16 protein-coding genes are annotated in these 22657 nt (G+C 43.9%); 9 read left to right on the forward strand and 7 right to left on the reverse strand.

What is annotated here, in order from left to right; all coding sequences use genetic code 11:
• Window positions 1–102: 102 nt before the first annotated feature.
• The 7 genes from QVC79_RS13425 to QVC79_RS13455 all read right to left on the reverse strand — a co-directional run bounded on the left by QVC79_RS13425 (window position 103) and on the right by QVC79_RS13455 (window position 8033).
• Entirely contained in the window at window positions 103–1281 is a 1179-nt protein-coding gene (locus tag QVC79_RS13425) for an AIR synthase related protein (protein ID WP_270592440.1), read from the reverse strand.
• A gap of 152 nt (window positions 1282–1433) precedes the next feature.
• Complete coding sequence (locus tag QVC79_RS13430) at window positions 1434–2150, reverse strand: LytR/AlgR family response regulator transcription factor (RefSeq protein ID WP_270592442.1); 717 nt, start codon at window positions 2148–2150, stop codon at window positions 1434–1436.
• 11 nt (window positions 2151–2161) lie between these two features.
• On the reverse strand, window positions 2162–3226 hold the full coding sequence (locus QVC79_RS13435) for a sensor histidine kinase (protein ID WP_270592445.1): 1065 nt from the start codon (window positions 3224–3226) through the stop codon (window positions 2162–2164).
• Between the two features lie 139 nt (window positions 3227–3365).
• Window positions 3366–4586 carry an ABC transporter permease gene (locus QVC79_RS13440; RefSeq protein WP_087420952.1) on the reverse strand — a complete coding sequence of 407 codons (1221 nt, stop codon included), beginning with the start codon at window positions 4584–4586 and terminating at the stop codon, window positions 3366–3368.
• Between the two features lie 155 nt (window positions 4587–4741).
• Window positions 4742–5485 (reverse strand): ABC transporter ATP-binding protein, encoded by a 744-nt coding sequence (locus QVC79_RS13445; RefSeq protein WP_270592446.1) that lies wholly within the window; start codon window positions 5483–5485, stop codon window positions 4742–4744.
• Window positions 5486–5506: 21 nt separating this feature from the next.
• Window positions 5507–6676 carry an efflux RND transporter periplasmic adaptor subunit gene (locus tag QVC79_RS13450; RefSeq protein WP_270592447.1) on the reverse strand — a complete coding sequence of 390 codons (1170 nt, stop codon included), beginning with the start codon at window positions 6674–6676 and terminating at the stop codon, window positions 5507–5509.
• A gap of 25 nt (window positions 6677–6701) precedes the next feature.
• Window positions 6702–8033, reverse strand: coding sequence for a TolC family protein (locus QVC79_RS13455; RefSeq protein ID WP_270592450.1), 1332 nt, complete (start codon window positions 8031–8033; stop codon window positions 6702–6704).
• A gap of 644 nt (window positions 8034–8677) precedes the next feature.
• Here QVC79_RS13455 and QVC79_RS13460 point away from each other — a divergent pair.
• The 9 genes from QVC79_RS13460 to QVC79_RS13500 all read left to right on the forward strand — a co-directional run bounded on the left by QVC79_RS13460 (window position 8678) and on the right by QVC79_RS13500 (window position 22648).
• Window positions 8678–10045, forward strand: a complete 1368-nt coding sequence (locus QVC79_RS13460) for a Gfo/Idh/MocA family protein (RefSeq protein WP_124317638.1) — start codon at window positions 8678–8680, stop codon at window positions 10043–10045.
• A 190-nt stretch (window positions 10046–10235) separates the two neighbouring features.
• Window positions 10236–10760 carry an RNA polymerase sigma factor gene (locus tag QVC79_RS13465; RefSeq protein ID WP_270592452.1) on the forward strand — a complete coding sequence of 175 codons (525 nt, stop codon included), beginning with the start codon at window positions 10236–10238 and terminating at the stop codon, window positions 10758–10760.
• Window positions 10761–10816: 56 nt separating this feature from the next.
• The gene (locus tag QVC79_RS13470; RefSeq protein WP_270592455.1) at window positions 10817–11992 is read left to right on the forward strand and encodes a FecR family protein; all 1176 of its coding nucleotides are present in this window, start codon (window positions 10817–10819) and stop codon (window positions 11990–11992) included.
• A gap of 94 nt (window positions 11993–12086) precedes the next feature.
• On the forward strand, window positions 12087–15392 hold the full coding sequence (locus tag QVC79_RS13475; protein WP_270592457.1) for a SusC/RagA family TonB-linked outer membrane protein: 3306 nt from the start codon (window positions 12087–12089) through the stop codon (window positions 15390–15392).
• 19 nt (window positions 15393–15411) lie between these two features.
• Window positions 15412–16908 carry a RagB/SusD family nutrient uptake outer membrane protein gene (locus tag QVC79_RS13480; protein ID WP_270592459.1) on the forward strand — a complete coding sequence of 499 codons (1497 nt, stop codon included), beginning with the start codon at window positions 15412–15414 and terminating at the stop codon, window positions 16906–16908.
• 25 nt (window positions 16909–16933) lie between these two features.
• Window positions 16934–17626 carry a DUF4843 domain-containing protein gene (locus tag QVC79_RS13485; RefSeq protein ID WP_270592461.1) on the forward strand — a complete coding sequence of 231 codons (693 nt, stop codon included), beginning with the start codon at window positions 16934–16936 and terminating at the stop codon, window positions 17624–17626.
• Between the two features lie 45 nt (window positions 17627–17671).
• Window positions 17672–19351 carry a hypothetical protein gene (locus QVC79_RS13490; protein ID WP_270592464.1) on the forward strand — a complete coding sequence of 560 codons (1680 nt, stop codon included), beginning with the start codon at window positions 17672–17674 and terminating at the stop codon, window positions 19349–19351.
• Between the two features lie 29 nt (window positions 19352–19380).
• Window positions 19381–20307, forward strand: a complete 927-nt coding sequence (locus tag QVC79_RS13495) for an ABC transporter ATP-binding protein (RefSeq protein WP_270592467.1) — start codon at window positions 19381–19383, stop codon at window positions 20305–20307.
• A gap of 25 nt (window positions 20308–20332) precedes the next feature.
• Window positions 20333–22648, forward strand: a complete 2316-nt coding sequence (locus QVC79_RS13500; protein WP_270592469.1) for a Gldg family protein — start codon at window positions 20333–20335, stop codon at window positions 22646–22648.
• The last annotated feature ends 9 nt before the right edge of the window (window positions 22649–22657 follow it).

A 22657-nucleotide genomic window follows, 5' to 3' on the forward strand; every position in this document is an offset into this window, starting at 1 on the left:
GCGAAACTAACTACTGGTTATCAATCAATTATCAAACAAAAAAAGTTTGCCTGCAGGCATCCTTTTATTTTATATATAGGTTTTAAGGATCAAACCCACGGTTCAGTATATGAACTTCCCGAGTCCGCTGATTATCGTGAGCTTATTACCTTTTCCCTCATCGTTATCGTAGCAACGACCGACGATTTGGGCATCGATGTTAAAGCTTTTGGAAATGGCGATGATGTCATCTGCAATCTCTTCGTCCACGTAGATTTCCATACGGTGACCCATATTGAATACCTTGTACATTTCGTCCCACGGGGTTCCCGATTGTTCCTGAATTAATTTGAACAGGGGAGGAACGGGGAACATATTGTCCTTCACGATATGCATGTTCTCCACGAAATTCATCACTTTGGTCTGGGCCCCACCGGAGCAGTGTACCATACCGTGAACTTGTTTCCGGTATTTGTCAAGTACTTGCTTGATTACCGGGATATACGTGCGGGTCGGGGACAATACCAGTTTCCCGGCATCAATGCCCAATCCGGCAATTTCGTCTGTCAGTTTACATTTTCCGGAGTAAACGAGTTCTTCCGGCACGGAGTTGTCATAGCTTTCCGGGTATTTCGTCGCCAGATATTTGGCAAACACGTCATGCCGGGCAGAAGTTAGTCCGTTGGACCCCATCCCACCGTTGTATTCTGTTTCGTAAGAGGCTTGCCCGTATGACGAAAGTCCTACAATTACATCTCCCGCCTTGATACGGTCGTTAGAGATCACGTCCGAACGTTTCATCCGGCAAGTCACCGTGGAGTCCACGATAATGGTCCTCACAAGATCCCCCACGTCTGCGGTTTCGCCTCCGGTAGAATAAATGTTTACTCCCAGTTTCCGGTATTCCTCGATCAGCTCTTCCGTTCCGTTGATGATGGCTGCGATAACTTCTCCCGGTATCAGTTTCTTGTTTCTCCCGATCGTGGAAGAGAGCAGGATATTATCCACGGCACCCACGCAGAGCAAGTCATCGATGTTCATGATCAAGGCGTCTTGTGCGATACCTTTCCACACGGATAAGTCTCCGGTTTCTTTCCAGTACATGTAGGCGAGTGAAGATTTGGTTCCGGCCCCGTCGGCGTGCATGATGTTGCAGTAGCTTTTCTGTCCTCCGAGGTAATCGGGGATGATTTTGCAGAAAGCTTTCGGGAAAATACCTTTGTCGATATTTTTTATGGCGTTATGCACATCTTCTTTGGATGCGGACACTCCTCGCTGGTTATATCTTTCGTCTTTTCTCATGGCAATTGAAAATTGAAAATTGAAAATTGAAAATTGAAAATTGAAATGTTTTCATGAATTTCTCATTTCCAAGAATTCAAATTTTCCTAATACTAATTCTATTTATCTGTTCGCAAAGGTAGATATAATTTTCAATTTTCAATTTTCAATTTTCAATTAATTGCTCGTTTATCCAGCAATTCCATGAAACGTTCCTTGTAGGAATCGGAAATAGGGATGTAGAGTTTCCCGAACACGATTCGGTTCCGTTCGATAGTTTTAATTTTGTTGATATTGACAATATAGGAACGGTGTACCCGGATGAATATATCGCCGGGAAGATGGTCTTCAATACTTTTCATGCTCATCAGCGTGAGAATACCGCCCTCCTTGTCCTCGGTTTGGATACGAATGTAATCTTTTAGTCCTTCGATGTAAAGAATATCCTTCAACTGGATCTGGATCAATTTGTAATCGCTTTTCACGAAAATAGAATCCGGCACGTTGGTGGAAACGTTCTCCGCCCGGCTCATCTCAATCCAACGTAAGGCTTTCGTGGCAGCCCGGAGAAATTCCGTGTAATTGAACGGTTTTAGCAGGTAATCCAGTGCGTCAACCCGAAAGCCTTCCAGCGCGTATTGTTCGAAAGCGGTGGTAAAGATGATTTTCACTTTGTTGCCCACGAGACGGGATAGTTCCAACCCGTTGAGTTCGGGCATCTGAATATCCAGAAAAACCAAATCTATCGGTTCTTCCTCTATAACGGAAAGCGCTTTCACGGCACTATCACATTGTGCGATCAGGTGTAGGAACGGTGTCCGGCTCACGTAGCTCTCTAGCAAATCCAAGGCTAACGGTTCATCATCCACAATGAGGCAATTCAGAGTCATGTCCTTTCATTTTAAAGTTGAATAAGCAATTCCGTGATAAATCGGTTGTTAAGGGTTTCAGCCTTAAAGATATATTTTCCGGGATAGAGTAACTCCAGACGGCGTTTTAAGTTGGTTAACCCGATACCGGAGCCACTCCGGTCGTTGTCTTTTTTAGGATAGTTACTGTTTTCCACGAGACAGTTGATCCGGTTATTCCCCTGCAGTTCGAATTTGATGTTTATAAATGATTCCTGCGTGCTACTGACCCCGTGTTTGAATGCGTTTTCAATTAGCGGGATAAACAAGAGCGGGGCGATCATGATTCCGTTGCCTCTTTCCGGGATGGAAACTTCCAGCCGTGTGTTTTTAGGTAAGCGGAGGCTCATTAGCTCGATATAGCTTTTCATGAACTCGAATTCTTTATCTACCGACACGAAATGCTGGTTGTTCTCGTATAGCACGTGACGGAGCATACGACTGAGATCATGGACGGCATACTGGGCCTTGTCCTGATTGATAGCGATGAGTGAATAGATATTATTCAACGTGTTGAACAAGAAGTGTGGGTTCAACTGGCTTTTCAAGTTTTGGAGTTCTGCCTCAGCTTGTGCTTTTTTCAGTTCTTGTTTCTCGTTCTCGGTTTCATACCATCCCCCGGTCATTTTGATTGCCACGCTGAGGGCGACGGTCAATGCCATGAGCATCATGTCCCGGGCGATAAACACGTACCGAGGCGGTTTAGGTAAGGACTCTTGTAACTCTTTCAATGCTTTCGGAACGGGTTCAGATAAATGTTTCCGGTGAAAGTCCTGCCAGAAATGAAGACTAGCCCCTAGGAGCATCACGAGAACGATGTTACTTAGAATAAATGTTGATACTTTTCTGCGGAAAAGCTGCCGTTCGATCAGCCAGAGAAAATTCGTGTAGAATATGATCAGGCAACTTAACGGGACGAAACAATATCCCAAATATCTGTTCAGGGTAATTGAAACACCTTCTCCGCGATAGAAGAAAAAGGGAAGGGCAAAGAATATTCCCCATCCAAGCACGTGGATGGCTCCCGTTAATATCTTCTTGTTCCGTGTCTTTTGCATTATATCGTCTTTCTCCACTTGCAAAGGTATAAAAAAAGTTACAAGTTACAGGGTTGCAAGTTACAAGTTTATGGAAGAAGTTCTGTCGAACCGGTAACTTAAAAACTTGCAACCTGTAACTGCCGGGTTCCCCGGCAATCTATTCGTATCGTATAGCATCGATTGGGTTTAACTGGGATGCCTTTTGTGCCGGATACCAGCCAAAGAATATTCCGGTAACCGTGCAGACCAGGAAGGAAAGCACGACAGAATACATCTGGATGTATATGGGCCAGCCGATAGCGTATTTAATAATAAGTGATGAACCGATTCCAAGAACTACCCCGATAATACCTCCCGTGACGCTGATAATGACCGCCTCGATAAGGAATTGGAATAGGATGTGTCGTCCTTTTGCCCCGATGGACATGCGAAGGCCGATTTCCCGGGTTCGTTCGGTGACGGATACATACATGATGTTCATGATTCCGATTCCGCCGACAAGTAAGGATATTCCGGCGATACAGGCCAACAGGACGGTCATCAAGTCGGTTGTCGTACTCATCATGGAGCTGAGTTCTTCTTGCGAGCGCACGTGGAAATCGTCTTCATCTCCAGTAGCTATTTTATGGTTTTGGCGCAAAATGGCGGATATTTCCTCGATAGCCTCTTCCGAATCGTCTTCCGTGACGGCCGAGGCGAATATTCCTTGAATGTAGGTGATGGCCAATAGACGTTTCTGTATAGTGGTATAGGGGGCGATAATCATATCATCCTGATCCTGTCCCATGGAGTTATATCCTTTGGGTGTCAATACCCCGATGATGCGGAAGGGGGTTTTGTTGAACCGGATGGTCTTTCCCAGTGGTTCTTCTCCCTTCGTGAATAGGTTATCGACAACGGTTTGTCCCACGATACATACTTTTGCGGAAGTTTTGATGTCGTGATCCGTGAACATCTCACCTTCCCCCACGCTGAACTTTCGGATGTCAAGATAATCTTGGTTTACTCCGTAGATGGTTGTCGGGGCATTATTGGCTCCGTATATAACCTGACCGCTTGAATTCACGGAAGGGGTGCATTTGTCGATCAAGTCCACGTCACGAACGATCGCCTCGTAATCTTCCAGTTTCAGCGTTTGCATACTGCTGGCACTTTGACGGACTCCCCCGAACTTCCCGTTTCCGGGATGGATCATGATCATGTTGGAACCCATCTCTGATATTTGGTCACGAATGCTACGCTTTGAACCTTGTCCGATAGCCAGCATGGAAATCACGGACCCCACCCCGATAATGATTCCTAACATGGTCAGGAATCCCCGGAACTTATTGTTTGCCAAGGCTCGTAAAGCAATTCGTATTAAATTTGCGTAGTTCATCTTTCAATTTTAGATTTATGATCCTATTAATTTCTTGATTTATGATTTTAGATCCTATCGATTAAGTGATTTAATGATTTTCGATTAAGTGATTTTAATCACCCAATTATCGAATCGGCAATCACGAAATCTTTTTCATTCTAAACTCTAAATTTTTAATCGTTCTCCTTCGGTAGTGCGTCCAGCGCTTCCTTGGCCGAGGCCACGTTCTGGTTGATCGTGTCTTCCGTGATGTGGCCGTCCCGCAGGACGATGTTGCGACTGCTGAACTGGGCGATTTCGGGATTATGAGTCACGAATATAATGGTTCTTCCTTCTGCGTGAAGGCGTTGAAAAAGCGTGAGGATCTCGAATGAGGTTCGGGTATCCAAGTTTCCCGTTGCCTCGTCGGCCAGTAGGATCACCGGGTCATTCACGATTGCTCGTGCGATAGCTACACGTTGTTGCTGTCCGCCGGACATTTGGTTGGAACGATGGTTGACTCGATCGCTTAAGCTCACCGCTTTTAATGCTTCCATGGCTTTCTCCCGACGTTCGCGAGAAGAAAAGGCCGGGTTGTAAAGTAACGGTAATTCCACGTTTTCCAAGGCGGTTGTTTTGGGTAACAGGTTATAGGACTGGAACACGAAACCGATCTTGCGGTTTCTCAACGTGGCCCGGTCATTTTTTCCCATGTCTCTGACCGCGATACCATCGAGGTAATAGTCCCCCGAGGTGGGAGTGTCGAGACATCCGAGGATATTGAGCAGGGTGGATTTCCCGGAACCACTCGTACCCATTATCGTCACGAACTCTCCGGCACGGATCGAGAATGATATACCGCGCAAAGCATGAACGGTTTCTGATCCCACCTTAAAATCCCTCCTCAGGTTTTCTATTTTTATAATATCATTTGTCATGAGTTCAATCTTATACGGTAACTATTTTTTCTTTTGTCCCGGACGTGGCGGCATGAACGGGTTGGATTCCTCGCTGCCTCCTTGGGGGGCCATGTTTTTACTGCGTTGGATTCCCACGATCAAACGAGCGCCTTCCGGTAGACCGTCTTTCACTTCCGAGTATATTCCGTCGCTGACTCCAACTTTGATTACTTTAGGAACGATACCTTCTGCCGTTTGTAACCAAACGACTTTTTCACCTCTTCCCGCTTGCGGGGCTTGTGCGGTTTGCGGGTCTTCCGGGTTGGCCTCCGGGGTAAAGCGGAAAGCCTTCAACGGGGCCAGCAGGATATTGTCTTTCTCCATCGTGTAGACCGTGATGTTGGCGGTCAATCCCGGTTTCAGTTTCAGTTCCGGATTCGGGGCATCAATAACCACCTCGTAAGTGACCACGTTGGATTCTGTTGTCGGGTTTAGACGAACTTGAGTCACGCCGCCCTCGAACGTGTCATCCGGGAAAGCGTCAACTGTGAATGTCACGCGTTGTCCTTCGAGTACCTGACCGATGTCAGCCTCGTCCACGTCTGCGATCACTTGCATCTTGCGCAAATCGTTTGCGATCGTGAACATGGTCGGGGTTTCGAAACTGGCAGCTACCGTTTGTCCCTCTTCCACTTCTCTGGATAGAACAACCCCGTCAATCGGTGAGGTGATCGTTGCGTAATCGAGGTTTGATTGAGCCTTTACCATCGTGGCTTGTGCTTTCTCGTAAGCTTGTTGTGCTTTCTCGTATTGATATAATGCTTCCTCGTATTCTGTTTCACTAATCAAGTTCTTTTCGTGTAACTGGCGCAGGCGTTTGAAGTTTTTATCTTGGTACTCGAATTCGCTTTTGCTTGATTTCAGGTTTGCCATTTCCGATTTCAACTCGGCTTCTAGTAGTTTCCTGTCGAGTTCCGCGAGTAATTGTCCTTTTGTTACGACTGAATTGTAGTCCACGTAGATGTGTGAAATCGTTCCGGATACCTGTGTACCCACGTCCACCTTGGTAATCGGTTCTATCGTTCCCGTGGCGGTCACCGTGTTGTTGATGGATCCTTTTTTTAGTTCGACAGTCTCGTATGTCGTCACTTTTTTATCTCCCGAGCGGAAGAAGAAAAAGGCCCCGACAATAACAGCTATGACGATGATTATGGTAACAATCTTTTTCATGTTGTTCTATAATTAATATTTTACATTAGATTTCGATAGGTTGATTGCGGTAGAAGTTGAGTAGTTTGAGTGAAAGAATCGCCTCGAACTTTGCTTGAATCTGTTCCTGCAAGGCGGAAAGATAATTATTTTTTTCTGTGAGTAATTCCACCGTGTTTTTCATACCGGCGTCGAATTGGGCTTGAACGAGGTTGTAACTCATCGTGGCCGATTTCACGCTGTTCGTGGCAGCGACGTACCTGCTTTGCGCGGAGATTACGTTCTGGTGGAGTGTCTCTACCGTTTTCCACAGTTCTTTGCGTGTATTCAGTTCTTCCAGACGGGCTGTTTCCGTTTGTAATTTTGCTTTTTCAACGGCTGATTTGATCTGGCGATTTTTAGAAATGGGGATACTGATGTTGATCCCCACGTTCTCGTTTAATCGATTATTTAGTTGTTTTGAAAAAGAGTGGTCTGATTCCGAGTCATGGTTCGTGCCCACGGATGCGTTGAGCGAGATGCTGGGTAAGCGATCTCCTGCCGCGATCTTTTCTTCCAGCTGTGCCGATTCCACGTTCAATTGGCTGTTTTTCATTTCCGGCATGGTTTCTAGGGCGATCTGGTAAACTTCCAAGAGGGAAGGTGCGGGGGTGAGTACTTGCGTGTCCTCCAGTTCCGGGAAATAGACGTCGAAACTATCTGTCGGTTCCAGTTCTAACAATTGTTTCAATTGCAATTTATTCAAGGTGAGCGTGTTTTCTGCCATCGTCACGTTGTACTGATCGTTGCTGTACTGTGCCTCAATCTGGGCATAATCGCTGGCGGCAATCGAACCGGCTGCTAGTAATTCTTTGGAACGTGCCAGCTGGGCGGCAGAAGTTTCCAATGTTTGTCGGTTGGTTTTTAGCGATTCGTTCGCGTAAAGTATTTGCAGGTAGGCCTCGGTGACGGCAATTTCGATGTCATTTTCGGCCATGTTTACCTGATACTCCTGTGCCGTGTTCGTGATTTGCTGTTGACGGATGGAACGGGTTAATTTACCCCCATTATAGATTGTCAGTCCGCCGTTCAAGGTGTAGCTGCCCGTGTAGGCGTTCTGCGATTTGAATTTACCATCTGTTTGTTCTGTTTTCTGGTGTCCCCAGCCTTGAGAACTACTAAATGTCAACGAGGGAAAAAGCTGGGCTTTCGCCTGTAACAAATCCACGTTAGCGCTTTGTTGCGTTACTTTTGCCGATTGCACCTGAATGTTGTTTTTCCGGGCGTAATCGATGCAATCCTTCAAATTCCAGGAAGAAGTGGGCTTTTCCTGAGAAAAGCCCACTAAGGACGGAATGATTATAAAAAGGATGGTTGCAATGTTAGTCTGTATATTCATCTTGTTTTCTTTTTTTGCTTTTTACAAAGATATAAGGTGTTGAAAGCGAATACAATTAATTTAGATATTGAGAGATTTTTTCCCGATGAATGAGTGTTTTTTGTCGACGAGAACAGGTATGTTCAGTTTCTCGTTTATCCGGGGTAATACCACTGAAATACTATTGTAGTTTCCTAAAATTGAGTAAACCGATTTTAGGAAACTACACTGGTATTACTTTGGGATTAGGCTATATTTACTAAGCATTCACCTGAAAGTTACTTTATAGTTCATTTAGACCATCGAGCATTCAACCTGCATTCATCTTGCATTTATCCTCGATAAAATTAGTTCTTGATACGATTATGTTTGCATATCGGGTATTTCGTGTAGTATATTAGCTATTTGGAGAGATATACTTGGTTCATTGGCTAGGTATAGCCATTATATATCCAAGAATATCGAAAGGATAGCGAGGGATGGTTTGTTATGCGAATTAGATGAAACGTGTTTATTGGTAAAAACAAATGAACTAATGGCTGGGAGAGGTATTAATGTTATTTAAAATTTATATCTTTACACGTGATATGTTTGTTGTGTTTTTAATTTGACAATTTATGAGGAAAATAACGTTTGTATGTGTCGTGGCAGCCATTTTGTGCGGGATGATCTGTTCCTGTACTAATGGTGTATCAGAAAAAGAGACGAAGAAAAGTTTAATGATTGAGGTGCCTGTTCCCGAGCGTCCCGCTGGGCAGAAGGATGTAGTAAATTTGGTAACGCCGAAACTGGATACCGTGCGGGTAGGGTTTATCGGTTTGGGAATGAGGGGACCCGGTGCGGTGGAGCGGTTCCTGCATATACCCGGAACGAAGGTGGTTGCCTTGTGTGATATTCGCCCGGAGCAAGTGGAGAAATGTCAGGGAATTCTGAAGAAAGCAGGGATTCCGGAGGCTGCCGGTTACTCCGGGAGCGAGGATGCGTGGAAACAGCTTTGTGAACGGGAGGATATTAATTTAGTGTATATTGCTACGGATTGGCTACATCATGCCCCGATGGCGTTGTATGCCATGGAACATGGGAAGCACGTGGCGATCGAGGTGCCTGCCGCCATGAACATGGAGGAAATTTGGGCGTTGATTAATATGGCAGAGAAGAAACAGTTGCATTGCATGATGTTGGAGAATTGCGTGTATGATTTCTTTGAATTGACGACGTTGAATATGGCACAACAAGGTGTGTTTGGTGAAATCTTGCACGTGGAAGGGGCTTATATTCATAATTTGGAGGAATTCTGGCCTTATTATTGGAATAACTGGCGTATGGATTATAACCGGAAACACAGGGGAGATGTTTATGCTACTCACGGTATGGGACCGGCTTGTCAGTTGCTGGATATTCACCGGGGGGACAAAATGAATTACTTGGTATGTATGGATACGAAGGCTGTTTCTGCTCCCGAATATTTGAAGAATAAGACCGGGGAGGACGTGAAAGACTTCAAGAACGGGGATCACACGATCACGTTGATTCGCACGGAGAACGGGAAAACCATCCAAATTCAGCATGACGTAGTGTCGCCTCGTCCGTATAGCCGGATGTACCAATTGACGGGAACGAAAGGGTTTGCCAATAAATATCCGGTTGCGGGATATGCTTTGAAACCAACACAAATTTCATCAGATGTGGCTCCCGATCACGAGGATTTGAATTCTCACGGTTTTGTTCCGGAGGATGTGAAGAAGGCCCTGATGGAAAAATATAAACACCCGATTCAGATCGAGTTGGAAGAGCAAGCCAAAAAAGTGGGGGGACATGGTGGAATGGATTTTATCATGGATTACCGTTTGGTATATTGCTTGCGGAATGGATTACCGTTAGATATGGACGTGTATGATTTGGCAGAATGGTGTTGTTTGGGCGAGCTGACGGCTCTTTCTTTAGAGAATAACAGTGCCCCGGTGGCGATTCCCGATTTCACCCGTGGTGGTTGGAACAAGACGAAAGGGTATCGTCACGCGATGGTGAAATAACTAATAATTTAGAAATATCATTATTTTCGAGGCTGTTGGGTGCAGCCTCATTTTTTTGATTGATAAAGAAAAAATAGAATTTGGCTGATGGATTGATTTTTTTTATATTTTTGGGAAAACAAAGGGAGTGGTTTGGAGCATGGTGTCTCAAGATAAATATAGTATAGAGAAATTGGTAAAAAAAGATCCGATGGCTTTTCGTGCTTTTCATCAAGAGCATGTTAGGTTGTATTGCCAATTCGGATTGCGATTTATTGATGATATGGAGGCCGTGCGGGATATTGTGCAAGAGGCGTTTATTGCCATGTGGGAACGGATAACGACTTTTCGGGAAGAGGCTCACGTGAAAGCTTTTCTTTATGCCACGATTCGTAACAAGGCTATCAATTATTTGCGGGACAGGCAGGTAGAGATAAAAAGTCGGGAAAAGATGTTTCAGTTGCAATGTGAAGCGGAATTTCGAGATATAGCGATAGAAGAAGAAATGTACGATTTCCTTTGCAAGAGGATAGAGAGGTTGCCGATAATGCAACGGGATGTATTGTGGATGCACGTGGACGGGTTCTCGAATGAAGAAATCGCAAAAAAATTAAATATATCTGTAAATACTGTATTGACTCATAAACAGCGGGCTAAGAATGAGTTAAAAAATTATATTCAATATTTTGCCTTGTGTATGGCAATTTTTTTGAAAAAAAATGAAGATCCCATGTAGTCGTTTTTTACCGGAAGCGTGTGTATATATAAAATTAAGTCAACAACACGTCTGGTATGAACGAGAAAGATGTATACGGAGAAATAGAAAAATATCGTCTTTTACTACAAAAATATTTTGAGGAGACGCTGGAACCGGAAGAACGGCGGCAGTTAGCCGTATGGTTATGGGCGGATCGAAAAAATCGGGACTTACTTGCAAAACTACGTGGAGACCGTACTTTGCATGATCGATTCGAAGAGTATGAAAAGATAGACGTGGTACGAGAGTTCGAACTATTGACTCTGCGTTATGATCGGGTAAAACGAAGAAGGATGATTATCCGGTGGAGTGGGGTAGCTGCGGTTTTGATTATAGCTTTTTGTTCGATTCCGTTATTCCGGTTGTCGGATTCACAATTGCAGGATGAATTGGTTGTGAAGGAAGGAAAGCTACAAGCGATGTTAACTACCGCAGATGGAAATGTTATTTCGATACAGGAAAGAATGGCTTTGCGGGATTTAGGGGTATTCCAAATCAGGGATTCCGTGAAAGAATTGATTTGCGGGCCGAATCTGCCGGCAAGAGATTCTTTACGCTATAATCGATTGAAGGTACCGAGAGGGGGTGAATACACGTTAGTATTGGCGGATGGGTCTTATGTGAGGCTGAACTCGGAGTCGAGCATTCGTTTCCCGGAAAGGTTTTCCGATTCGTTTCGGGAAGTTGAAATTGAGGGGGAGGCTTACCTTGAAGTGAAAAAAGATTCGACCCGTCCTTTTATCGTTCATGTAAAAGAGTTGGAAATAGAAGTGCTGGGAACTCGTTTCGGGGTGCGGGTATATCAAGATGAAAGCATGGCCAGTACGACTTTGGCGGAAGGGCGGGTGCGTGTCGTCGCCGGGAAGTCAAAGGTGGTGTTAGTCCCCGGCGAACAGGCCTACTGGACAGAAGGAAAATTGCGAAAGCGAGAGGTGGATGTGAATGCGGTCTTGGCGTGGGTGGATGGCCTGTTCGTTTTTAAACATGATGAATTATCGTATGTTATAAATCAATTGTCTCGTTGGTATGACGTGGAATTCCGCTTTAAAGATGAAAAATTAAAAGAGTTCCAGTTTACGGGAACGGTGAATCGAGATGAAGGTCTGGATGGTATTTTAAATTTAATGGAAAGGATGAATGTGGTCTCTTTTGAGAAAAGGAACGGATATATTTGGGTGAAAGAAAACGACAAAGTCAAAGCATATAATTAATTGGGGTAAATTACGTTTGACTTTGCCATTTTAAATTTAACATGACAAAATTATGGAAAAAAATCGAAGATTTCGATCTTTGAAGGATCGTATTATGCGAAAAAAAATGTTCGCTCGTGTGGTGAAGGTTCTTATCGGGATAATTCTGGTTTTTCCCGCGCAGGCTCAAGAGAAACAACAACGTGTTTCATTGTCCGTGGAGCAGCAGACCGTGGTTGATATTTTTAAATTGTTGGAACAGCAGGTCTCTTACAAATTCTTGTATCATGATGCCGACATCTTGAAGTTAGGTAAAAAGAATTTGACTTTAAAGGATGTGTTGTTAACGGTTGCGTTAGATTCTTGTCTGAAAGGGAGTGCTATCGGGTATGAATTTGTTGGGACTTCTATTGTTTTTAAACGGTTGGAACGGCGGGAAGAGAGTCGAGCAGTAAGAATCACTGGTGCCGTGGAAGATGAATTCGGTAATTCCTTGCCCGGGGTAACCGTGCTTGTGGAAGGTACGACAATAGGCGTGACGACTGATGAAAACGGAAATTTTGGTTTGGTTATTCCCCAGTTTAAAGAGGTGTCTCTTGTCTTTTCTTTCGTGGGGATGAAAAAACAGGTGGTTAAGTTAAGTATGGACTCTTGGGGAGTGAAACAGGAAAAGTTGAAAGTCGTGTTAGTGGAGGAGAATGTTCGTATGGAGGACGTGGTTGTCACTGGATATGCCAATCTTTCCAGGCAGTCTTTCACGGGAAATGCGAAGACCGTGACCGCAGATGAGTTGAAGAAAGTTTCACAAACGAATGTGCTCAAGTCTCTTCAAGTGCTGGACCCGTCTTTTCGTTTGACCGTGAATAACGAGATGGGGTCAAACCCGAACGCTTTGCCTAATATCAGTATCCGGGGGGCATCCGGGATCGGGGTTACCGAGTTTGACTCGGAAGATCTTTCTGAAACGGCATTGAGGAACAATCCGAATTTGCCGACATTCATTATGGATGGTTTTGAGGTTAGTGTTGAGAAATTGTATGATTTGGATATAAACAGGATCGAGTCAATTACATTGTTAAAAGATGCGGCCGCAACGGCAATATATGGTTCCCGTGCTGCGAACGGGGTGGTCGTGATTACGACGGTGGCTCCTCAGCCGGGCGAGGTTTTGATCACGTATAATTACAATCTGGAAGTTCAATTGCCTGATTTACGTGATTACAATTTAATGAACGCGAGGGAAAAGTTGGAGGCCGAAAAGGAGGCAGGGCTTTTTGATGAGAACGTGTGGGGGATTCGGTACTATAACGAGAAACTTCGTTTGCTGGAAAAAGGAGTAGAAACGGATTGGTTATATAAACCTTTGCGTAATGTGGCTAACAGTAAGCATTTTATTCGTCTGGAAGGTGGTGCTAAAGGATTGCGCTATGCCATTGATATGAACTATTACGGGAATAACGGTGTGATGAAGGATTCCGAGCGGAAGGTGTACGGGATTGGTTTTGAATTGCAGTATCGTGCCGGAAAGTTAACATTCAGGAATGCAACCGGGTATACCGGGGTAAATGAAAAAGAGTCTCCTTATGGGAGTTTTTCTGACTACACGACGATGAATCCTTATCTGCCTTATCTGGATGATGACGGGACGATGTTGGAGATTATTCCGGTTCCGGGAAGTACGGATGTTCCGAATCCCCTGTACGATGCGACGTTAGGAAGTTATGATAAGAAGAAAACGGAAGAGTTTTATAATAATTTCAGCGTGCAGTATTTCCTGTCTCAAAAACTGAATTTCAAGGCCACGTTGGCTTTAACTCGTAAGATTGGAAACTCTTCGGAATATATTTCGCCTCAGGCCGGGAAATACGCCACGACTACTTACAAGGGGGAGTTGACCTTGGGAGATAATTCCGAGACTTCGATAGACGGTAGTTTGTTTGGTTATTATAACGATATTATTAATAGTCACAACATTAATTTCGTATTCGGGGTGAATCTTCGGGAACGGAAGAATGACGAGGAAACCTATTATTTGAGGGATCTTCCAGCGGGAGGTTTTTCAAGCCCGCAATTTGCGAGGGAAATGGCCAAGTCACCGAATGCTTTCGGTCAGACAAATCGGCTTTTCGGGGCGATGATGTCGTTGAATTACACGTATGATAATATTTATTTGATGGATTTGACGGGACGTTTGGACGGGAACTCTTCTTTCGGGAGCGATTCGAGGTTTGCTCCGTTCTGGTCTGTCGGTCTGGGAATTAATATTCATAACTATCATTTTGCGCAGAATTTGGAATGGCTTTCCGAGTTTAAGATCCGGGGGTCTTACGGGATTACCGGTAAGGCTGATTTCCCGGCAAAGACGGCTCGCACGGTTTACACGATGAATAGTGATTACGTGTATGCCACGGGGGTAGGGGGAAATATTACCGCCATGGGAAATAAGAAGTTGAAATGGGAGAGGACGAAAATCAGTGACATCGGTATTTCGTTAGGCTTGCTAGGTGACAAGTTGAGAGTGAACGGGTCATATTATGTGCGCCGGACTTTGGATTTAATTGCCGATATGTATATCCCGTCATCTTCCGGTTTCCTTTCTTATAAAGATAACGTGGGAGAGATTACCAATAAGGGATTTGAGTTAGATCTTCGTTGGAGAGTGTTTAGTACAAATAAGATGCAACTATATGTGAATGGTAATCTTGCAGCAAATAAGAACCGGATCGAAAAAATTTCGGAGGCGCTGAAATCTTATAATAAACGGGTGGAAGATAGTTATGCGCAAAATGCGCTGATAGACCGGAAACCGATGTTGAAATTTGTGGAAGGAGCCTCGACGACCTCGATTTATGCGATGCGTTCTTTGGGTATAGATCCTCAAACGGGTAAGGAGATGTTTATTTCTAAAGACGGTACGGTTGGGAACAAGTGGATCGCATCAGAGAACGTGGCAGTAGGTAATACCGAACCGAAAATAAACGGCTCTATCTCCACGAACTTTTATTACAGGGGATTAACTCTTGATCTTTATTTTACATATACCTATGGGGGACAGCAGTATAATCAAACATTGCAATCCAAGATTGAGAATGCCAATATTGAAAAGAATGTGGACAAACGGGTGTTTACCGATCGTTGGAAAAATGAGGGAGATATTTGTCAGTTCAAGAGTTTGAAGGACTACCGGGAGACGACGAATCCTACCACTCGTTTCGTGCAGGATGATAACACGTTGACATTTCAGTCCCTATCTTTAGGCTACGAGTTACCTGATAGGATTGTACAGAAACTGTATCTGAATAAAGTAAGATTTTCATTTAACATGAATGATGTTTTCCGTCTTTCAACAATCAGGCAAGAAAGAGGATTATCCTATCCTTTCTCTAGAGGTTATAGTTTTTCGCTGAATATTGGTATTTAAATCGACAAAACAGATGTTTATGAAGAAATATATCATTTTAAGCCTATTGTGTATAGGTCTTGGTGGTTGTAACTCTTGGTTAGACGTGACGTCCGATCAGGAAGTGTACGAGGAATCGATGTTCGAGGAGAGCAGGGGATATTACACGGCATTAAACGGGTTGTATATCCTGATGTCGGAAGGAACGTTATATGGGGCAAACTTGAGTTATGGAGCTATGGAGGCTTGGTCTAGAAGTTATGATCTAGATAATAATAACTTGACGACATTTTTGGATCTGGCAAATCTTAAATATGAGAATTCGGGACCGAAGAGTTTGGGGGAGGCTATCTGGTTACGTTGTTACAAGATTATTGCGGAGGCGAATAATTTGATTCAAGCTTTGGAGGCGGACAAAAATGTCGTGTTCAAACACGGGGATGCCACTCGTAACATGGTACTGGGGGAGGCTTATGCAATCCGCAGTTTAATGCATTTTGAGGTTGTACGTGTATTCACGAAAGCTCCTGTGATTGATGGGGGTGGCGTGACGGCAACCGTGCCTTACGTGACGGAGTACCCGTCTCGCGTGAATCCGCCTGTTCCCACGAAAGAGATCTTGGCATCCGTTATCAAAGAGTTGGAGAAGGCGAGAGAGTTGGTAAAACCGTTTGATACGGAGTCTGAGTACCCGGGTTCTCTCTCTTATTTAGATCGAAATGTTGATCGTCGTTTAAAGTTAGAGGTAACCGGAGATATAACTGTGACTCATGCCAGCGAGGAATTCTTTCGGTATCGGGCAGATCGATTGGGATATTACCCGATGACCTTGTTATTGGCAAGGGTGTGTCTGTATGCGGGAGATAAAGACAAGGCGTACGAGTATGCCAGCGAGATCGTGGAGATGGTGAATACCCAGACCATTTACGATTTCACGGCTCCGGGATTTATCGGTAATCCGGAAATTGCAATTTCTTCCGTTCATCCGAGGCTTCATGAAGAAATTATCTGGGGGCTTTATAATTCGAAATTAACGGATCTGACGGAGAGCTATTTTGGAGAAAGTGTGACAACCAATAAGTTGAGAATCAAGGATCCGAATGATCTTTTTGATAATGCGAATGATGTGCGCCTGAAGGCTATCGTGGATCGGATGCCGACCAAGTTTTCGATAACCGGTAGTAACGAGTCTGATATGAAGCGGGCGAGTACGACAATTCCGGTGATGCGAATCCCGGAAGCCTATTTTATTGCGGCAGAGTGTGTCTTCGAAAAAGATAAGGAGAAAGCCCTTGAGTTGTTTCATACCGTGTTGAAAAAACGTTTGAACGAGGTGTATTCTTTACCTGCGGACGTGGATAGGGTGCGGTTTATGGATGCTTTGGTGGAGGAATATCGACGGGAATTCTTGTGCGAGGGGCAATTAATATTTCTTTACAAGCGACTCAATATCCCGATACGGATTACTGGGGGAGAATTTGCTCATGATGGAAAGTTAGTGATACCTGTACCCGATACTGAAGCGGGAATTGAATAAATATTGATAATTAAAACAGAAAGATATGCGTACATGTTTATTTATTCTTTTAAGCGTGTTGTTTGTGGTCGGGTGTGAAAAAGAGAAAGCGGATCTTTTTACCGATACGAGATATATAAAATTCCGATTCTATAATGACTTGGGAGAGGATTATTACAAGTTGAATTATTCTTTTGCTTATGAGCCGGATGACGTGCAGGAAAAAGAGCTGAAGATTCCGGTAGAATACAGGGGATACACGTTGACAGAAGGTTTGGCCTATGCCGTGGCTGTTGACACGGGGACAACGTTACCACAGAGAGGATTTAATCTGACCGTGAACCAGATTTTTCAGGCAGATTCGAGTTCCATTGATTCTTTGACCGTGGTGTTGTTTCGGGATGAGAGTTTGAAACAGGAAAGTAAGAAGTTAAGAATCAAATTGATTTCCAATGAGAATTTTCAAACTTATATGTCAGATTCTCTGTTCGTGGAAATTACGGTAGATGATATTTTCACGAAGCCATCTTGGTGGGATTTGGCTGTGGAAGAGGCTTATCTTGGGAAATATTCGGCGCTTAAATATCAGGAGTTTATTGACGAGACCGGTATTGTTGACTTCGGAGAGTTGGATGCTTCCGAGAAGAGGCATTATGCCCTGTTGTTCAAGCGGGCTTTGGAATGGGAACCTCGGATGGATGAAGATGGAAAACCGATGTCAGTGACGATTACTGGATGATGGGTTTATGTAGTAATGGTAATAATAGATTTAAAATCACGAGATATGAAAATAAGGATAATTATGATATGCCTTTTGGGGTTGGTATTGTTGAATGCCTGCCTGGAGGATCACACGAATCTGGATTACAATGACGTGATGTTGCCGGATACGGTGAGAGTGATTGATAAGGTGAGTGGGAAAGCAACAACCTTGTCACATTCTGAAATGTTTCAAGGATCGTTTTCCCTGTTGGCCGGGACGGAAGTTGAGTTAGAGGCAGAGGTCGTCTATTCCGGTGGAGCGGAATTGGGCTACGAGTGGCAATTCGATGGAAGTATTATCGGAAACGAGAAAAAGTTGCATCACGTGTTCACGAAAGAGGGACGTTTGATTTTACTTGTTTACCGGGGCGATAAAACAAAAGTGACGGATTATCATATGCTTATCAATCTGATCCAGCCTTTCGGTAGTGGAGTTTACGTGTTGGCAAAACAGGGTGGGAAGACCGTGGTGGACTTTATGCGGTATTACACGGAGAAAGAGAGCGTGACTTTCTTAGGGCAGCCAATGGAAATGAATATACCTTATTATGAGGAACAAGAAAATGTTTTCTCGTTGTATAATGATGGAGAAGAACTTCAAGGTAGCGAACCGGTGAAACTGGTTTGGGGACAAGGGAAAGATAAGACACAAGTGATGCAGGTACTGGATCGGGATTGGCGTCATTCGATGGCATTTTATGGGAAGACGATAGAAAAGGTTGTCGGGATGGACGATGAGTTTGTCGGAGAACCAGTAAATCTTTTCGTGAAGGGTATGGTGAACGTGGGAATGTCAACCTTATTATACGGGGAGCAAGGGGATGTTTATGTTCGGACAAATTATGACAATGGAACGCCTAACACGGGAAGATTCAGTTCTCAACGGTTACGGTTTGATGATCCGAACGATGTACCCGATCAAGGATGGATGGACGTGGAGGCTAATCTTGTAGTAGCGGATAAACAAGTATCGAACAACTGGGCGATTATTCATGAGAAGAGTAAAGAGAGATTCCTGTTTTTCTCGGTCAGTAGTACTTTTATGCCGGATGATACGGGAGGGGTTGATTATTCTGTCGTGCTTCAGTTTCCGGAAATTAGACTGAAAGATAACGAGGTTGCGTTACACAAGTTTGACAAGGACGTGATTGCCGTGTTGCCACCGTTGGGTTATCCTCAACGTACGCATATTATTTACAAGGACGGGGCAAACTATCGTTTACAGGCACACACAATTTCAGCCAGTATTTATAGTGTTCCACACACGGTGAGATACACGATCGACGGGAATACTTTGTTGGGGGCAGACGTGGCAGCTTTGTTGGACAAAGAGGGAACAATTGTCATGAAGAGTCAGAATGATTCCCGGCAGGATATTTTCTATGTCATATCAGAGAATACGATCTATCAATTGGATGCTAACGGGGGAAATAAGTCCGTACTCTATTCTTTCGAATCGGGACGTAAGATTACGAATTTCTTCCGGTTGACCCCTTGGGCCTCTCAATCGGCAGCTCCGGCAACGCAATATTTTAGTGGGTGGTTGTTTGCGGTTGCTTTTGATAACGGGGAGTTTAAGATCGGAAGATTGTATAAAGATCCGTTGAAACCCAATGAAATGCAATGTACTTACTTGTTGGAAAAGAAATATGATGGTGGGGTAGCCGACATTAAGTTCATTTATAGTAACGTGATCATGTAGATGGAGTAATTGTATGTAAATCACATAGTATGGAAAAACCAATTTTACAGGTAAAGGATTTGTCCCATCGCTATAACGTGCAGTGGGCAATCCAAGGGATTAATTTTGAAATATCAAAACATGGTATTTATGGTTTACTCGGCTCTAACGGAGCCGGTAAATCAACCACGATGAATATTATCTGCGGGGTACTTAAACAGACCCGGGGTAGTGTGTTGATCAAGGGGATAGATGTGCGAGAGAATCCTGTCTCGGCGAAACGCTGTATCGGCTTCTTACCACAAAAGCCCCCTTTACACATGGATCTTTCCGTGTATGAATATCTCATGCATGCGACCCGGATGAGGCACGTGCCTTCCTCCGAGCGGAAAAAAGCGGTGAAAGAAGTGATGGAGCGTTGTGGTATTGCCCATTTTGAGAATCGTCTTATTCGCAATTTGTCGGGAGGTTACCAGCAACGTGTCGGGATTGCGCAGGCGATTGTTCATAAACCGGAATTCGTTGTGTTGGATGAACCCACGAATGGTTTGGACCCCAACCAGATATTGGAGGTTCGACGTTTGATTCAAGATATATCGAAGGAGTGTACGGTGATTCTTTCTACGCATATCCTTTCCGAGGTACAAGCTGTTTGTGATCACGTGTATATGATCGAGCAGGGAACTATGGTCTTCTCCGGTTCGCTGGAAGAATTTGATAATTATATTATTCCGGATTCTTTTGTCGTGTCATTGGCCTCTCCGCCCGTGACGGAAGATTTGAAAGTGATACAAGGGGTAAAAGAAGTTGAAGAGTTGGGAGGAATGAATTTCCGGGTACATTTCACCGGAGAGGATGCCAACCCGGTGATGGAGTTGATGGTAAATACCAGCCGGCAGAGAGGGTGGAATCTGAAAGAAATTCGTTTAGAGAAAAGTTCTTTGGATGTCATTTTTGCTGAGTTATCCAAGAAGTAAAGCGTAACACTAAAAATTGAAAACGATGAATATGAAACGGAATAAATGGAGAATGATATTGGATATTGCAAGAACAGAGTTACAAACTCTTTTCTATTCTCCGATCGCTTGGTTGACATTGATTATTTTTGTCGTGCAGGCTAGTATGACTTTTTCAAGTGTATTCGGTACTTATGTCGAACGCTTTAATTTGGGATACCGTCCGGTGAACCTGACGCAGGGCATTTTCTCTGGTTTCAGAGGATTGTACTCCTCAATATTACCCTATTTGTTTTATTACTTCCCGCTTCTCACGATGGGATTAATGAGTCGGGAATTGAGTAGTGGGTCGGTTAAATTGCTTTATTCTTCACCGGTAAATAATATTCAGATTATTCTTGGGAAGTTCGTATCTATGATGATTTACGCCTTGGTATTCGTGGGGATATTGTTGGTGTTTATCATTTTCGGTGCTTGTACGATAGATCATTTTGATTTCTGGTTAACGGTGTCTGGGTTATTGGGTGTTTACCTGTTGATATGTTCTTATGCGGCCATTGGGCTTTTCATGTCTAGCTTGACGTCCTACCAGATTGTCGCCGCTTTGGGAACGTTGAGTATCCTGTTTGTGTTGAACATGGTTGGGGGACTATGGCAGGATATAGAGTGGGTGCGTGACATCACTTGGTGGCTTTCTATCAGTGGAAGGGCTAACGAGTTTATCAGCGGCTTGATATGTAGTGAGGATGTTCTTTATTTTGTTTTTGTAACCGGACTTTTCCTGACGTTATCTGTTTTGCGTTTGAATGCGATCCGGCAGAAAATATCTTGGAGAAAAGCGTGGAGTAGGTATCTGTTGGCTTTTCTGGTAACCTTTTCGTTGGGGTATATTACTTCTCGGCCGAAACTCATGTTCTTTTGTGATGCGACACGTTTGAAAGTAAATACGCTTACGCCCAATAGTCAGGAGATTATTAAGAAATTAAAAGGTGGGCTGACGATAACGACTTACGTGAATATCTTGGATGACCTATTTTACTTGGGACAACCTTCAAGTGTGAACTCTGATTTTCAAAACTTTAAAAAGTATTGGAGATTTAAGCCGGAGATCAAGATGAAGTATGTTTACTACTATGATCGGGGATATAGTCCTTCGCTTGACCGGTTGTTTCCGAATCTTTCGGATCGGGAGAGAATGTTGGAGTTGGCTCCCCGTTATAACATGGATTCGACTGATTTCAAGACCCCAGAAGAGATGAAACAGATCATTGATCTTTCCGGTGAGTACAATCGATTTGTACGTGTTGTTGAACGGGAAAGTGGAGAGAAAACTTTCTTGCGTGTATTCAATGATCCTTTATTAATGCCTTTCGAGTCGGAGATTTCCGTGGCTCTGAAACGGTTGGTGATGGATATGCCTTGGGTCGGATTCTTGACAGGACATGGCGAACGGGATATGGACCAAATCGGGGAAAGAGGGTATAATTTATTTGCCAAAAATAAATTGTTCCGCCATTCTTTGCCTAACCAGGGATTTGACGTGACAGGAGTGACTTTGGAGCAGGATATTCCAGATAGTATAAATATTATTGTTATTGCGGATATGCACACCGCGCTATCTGAAAACGAGATGCGACATCTGCAAAATTATATTGCCCGGGGTGGAAATCTTTTTATTGCGGGAGAGCCTACTCGTCAAGAGGCCATGAATCCTATCGTGGAACAGTTTGGTGTTCAATTTATGCCCGGACGGCTGGTTCGAAAATCCGAGCATTATGATCCCGATATGATATTCTCTTTACCGAGGCCTGCGGCGTGGAAATTATCTTATCCTTTCGGTTACTTGTTCCGGCGGTTTATCCCGATGCCTACCTGTGTGGGGTTGGATTATTCTTTGGCTGAAGAGAAAGGATTCGAGGTGACAACTCTTTTCACGAGTGACACGCTACATACTTGGAATGAGGTGGAAACCGTTGATTTTATTGATGATCCGGTAGAATTGAATCCGGAAGTCGGGGAGAAGGAAGATATATATGCGACGGGTATTGCGTTAGCACGGGAGATGAATGGTAAGGAGCAACGGATTATCATATTGGGAGATGCGGATTGTATCAGTAATGCAGAGCATAATATAAAACGGAAAGGAATCCCGGCTTATAATTATGCTGTGATTACCGGATCGTTCTGTTGGCTATCTGACGGGGTGGCTCCTTTTGATGTTCGTCGTCCTAAAGCGGTGGATAACAAAGTAAGTGTTACAATGGAAGGAATGACCGTGGTGAAAATTCTATTCCTCTGGGTTTTCCCCTTCTTGCTTTTGGGTATAGGAATTTTTATTTGGATAAGAAGAAAAGGAAGATAGTCAATTAAT

Source organism: Butyricimonas sp. (assembly GCF_019423355.1).
Lineage (GTDB): Bacteria > Bacteroidota > Bacteroidia > Bacteroidales > Marinifilaceae > Butyricimonas > Butyricimonas faecihominis.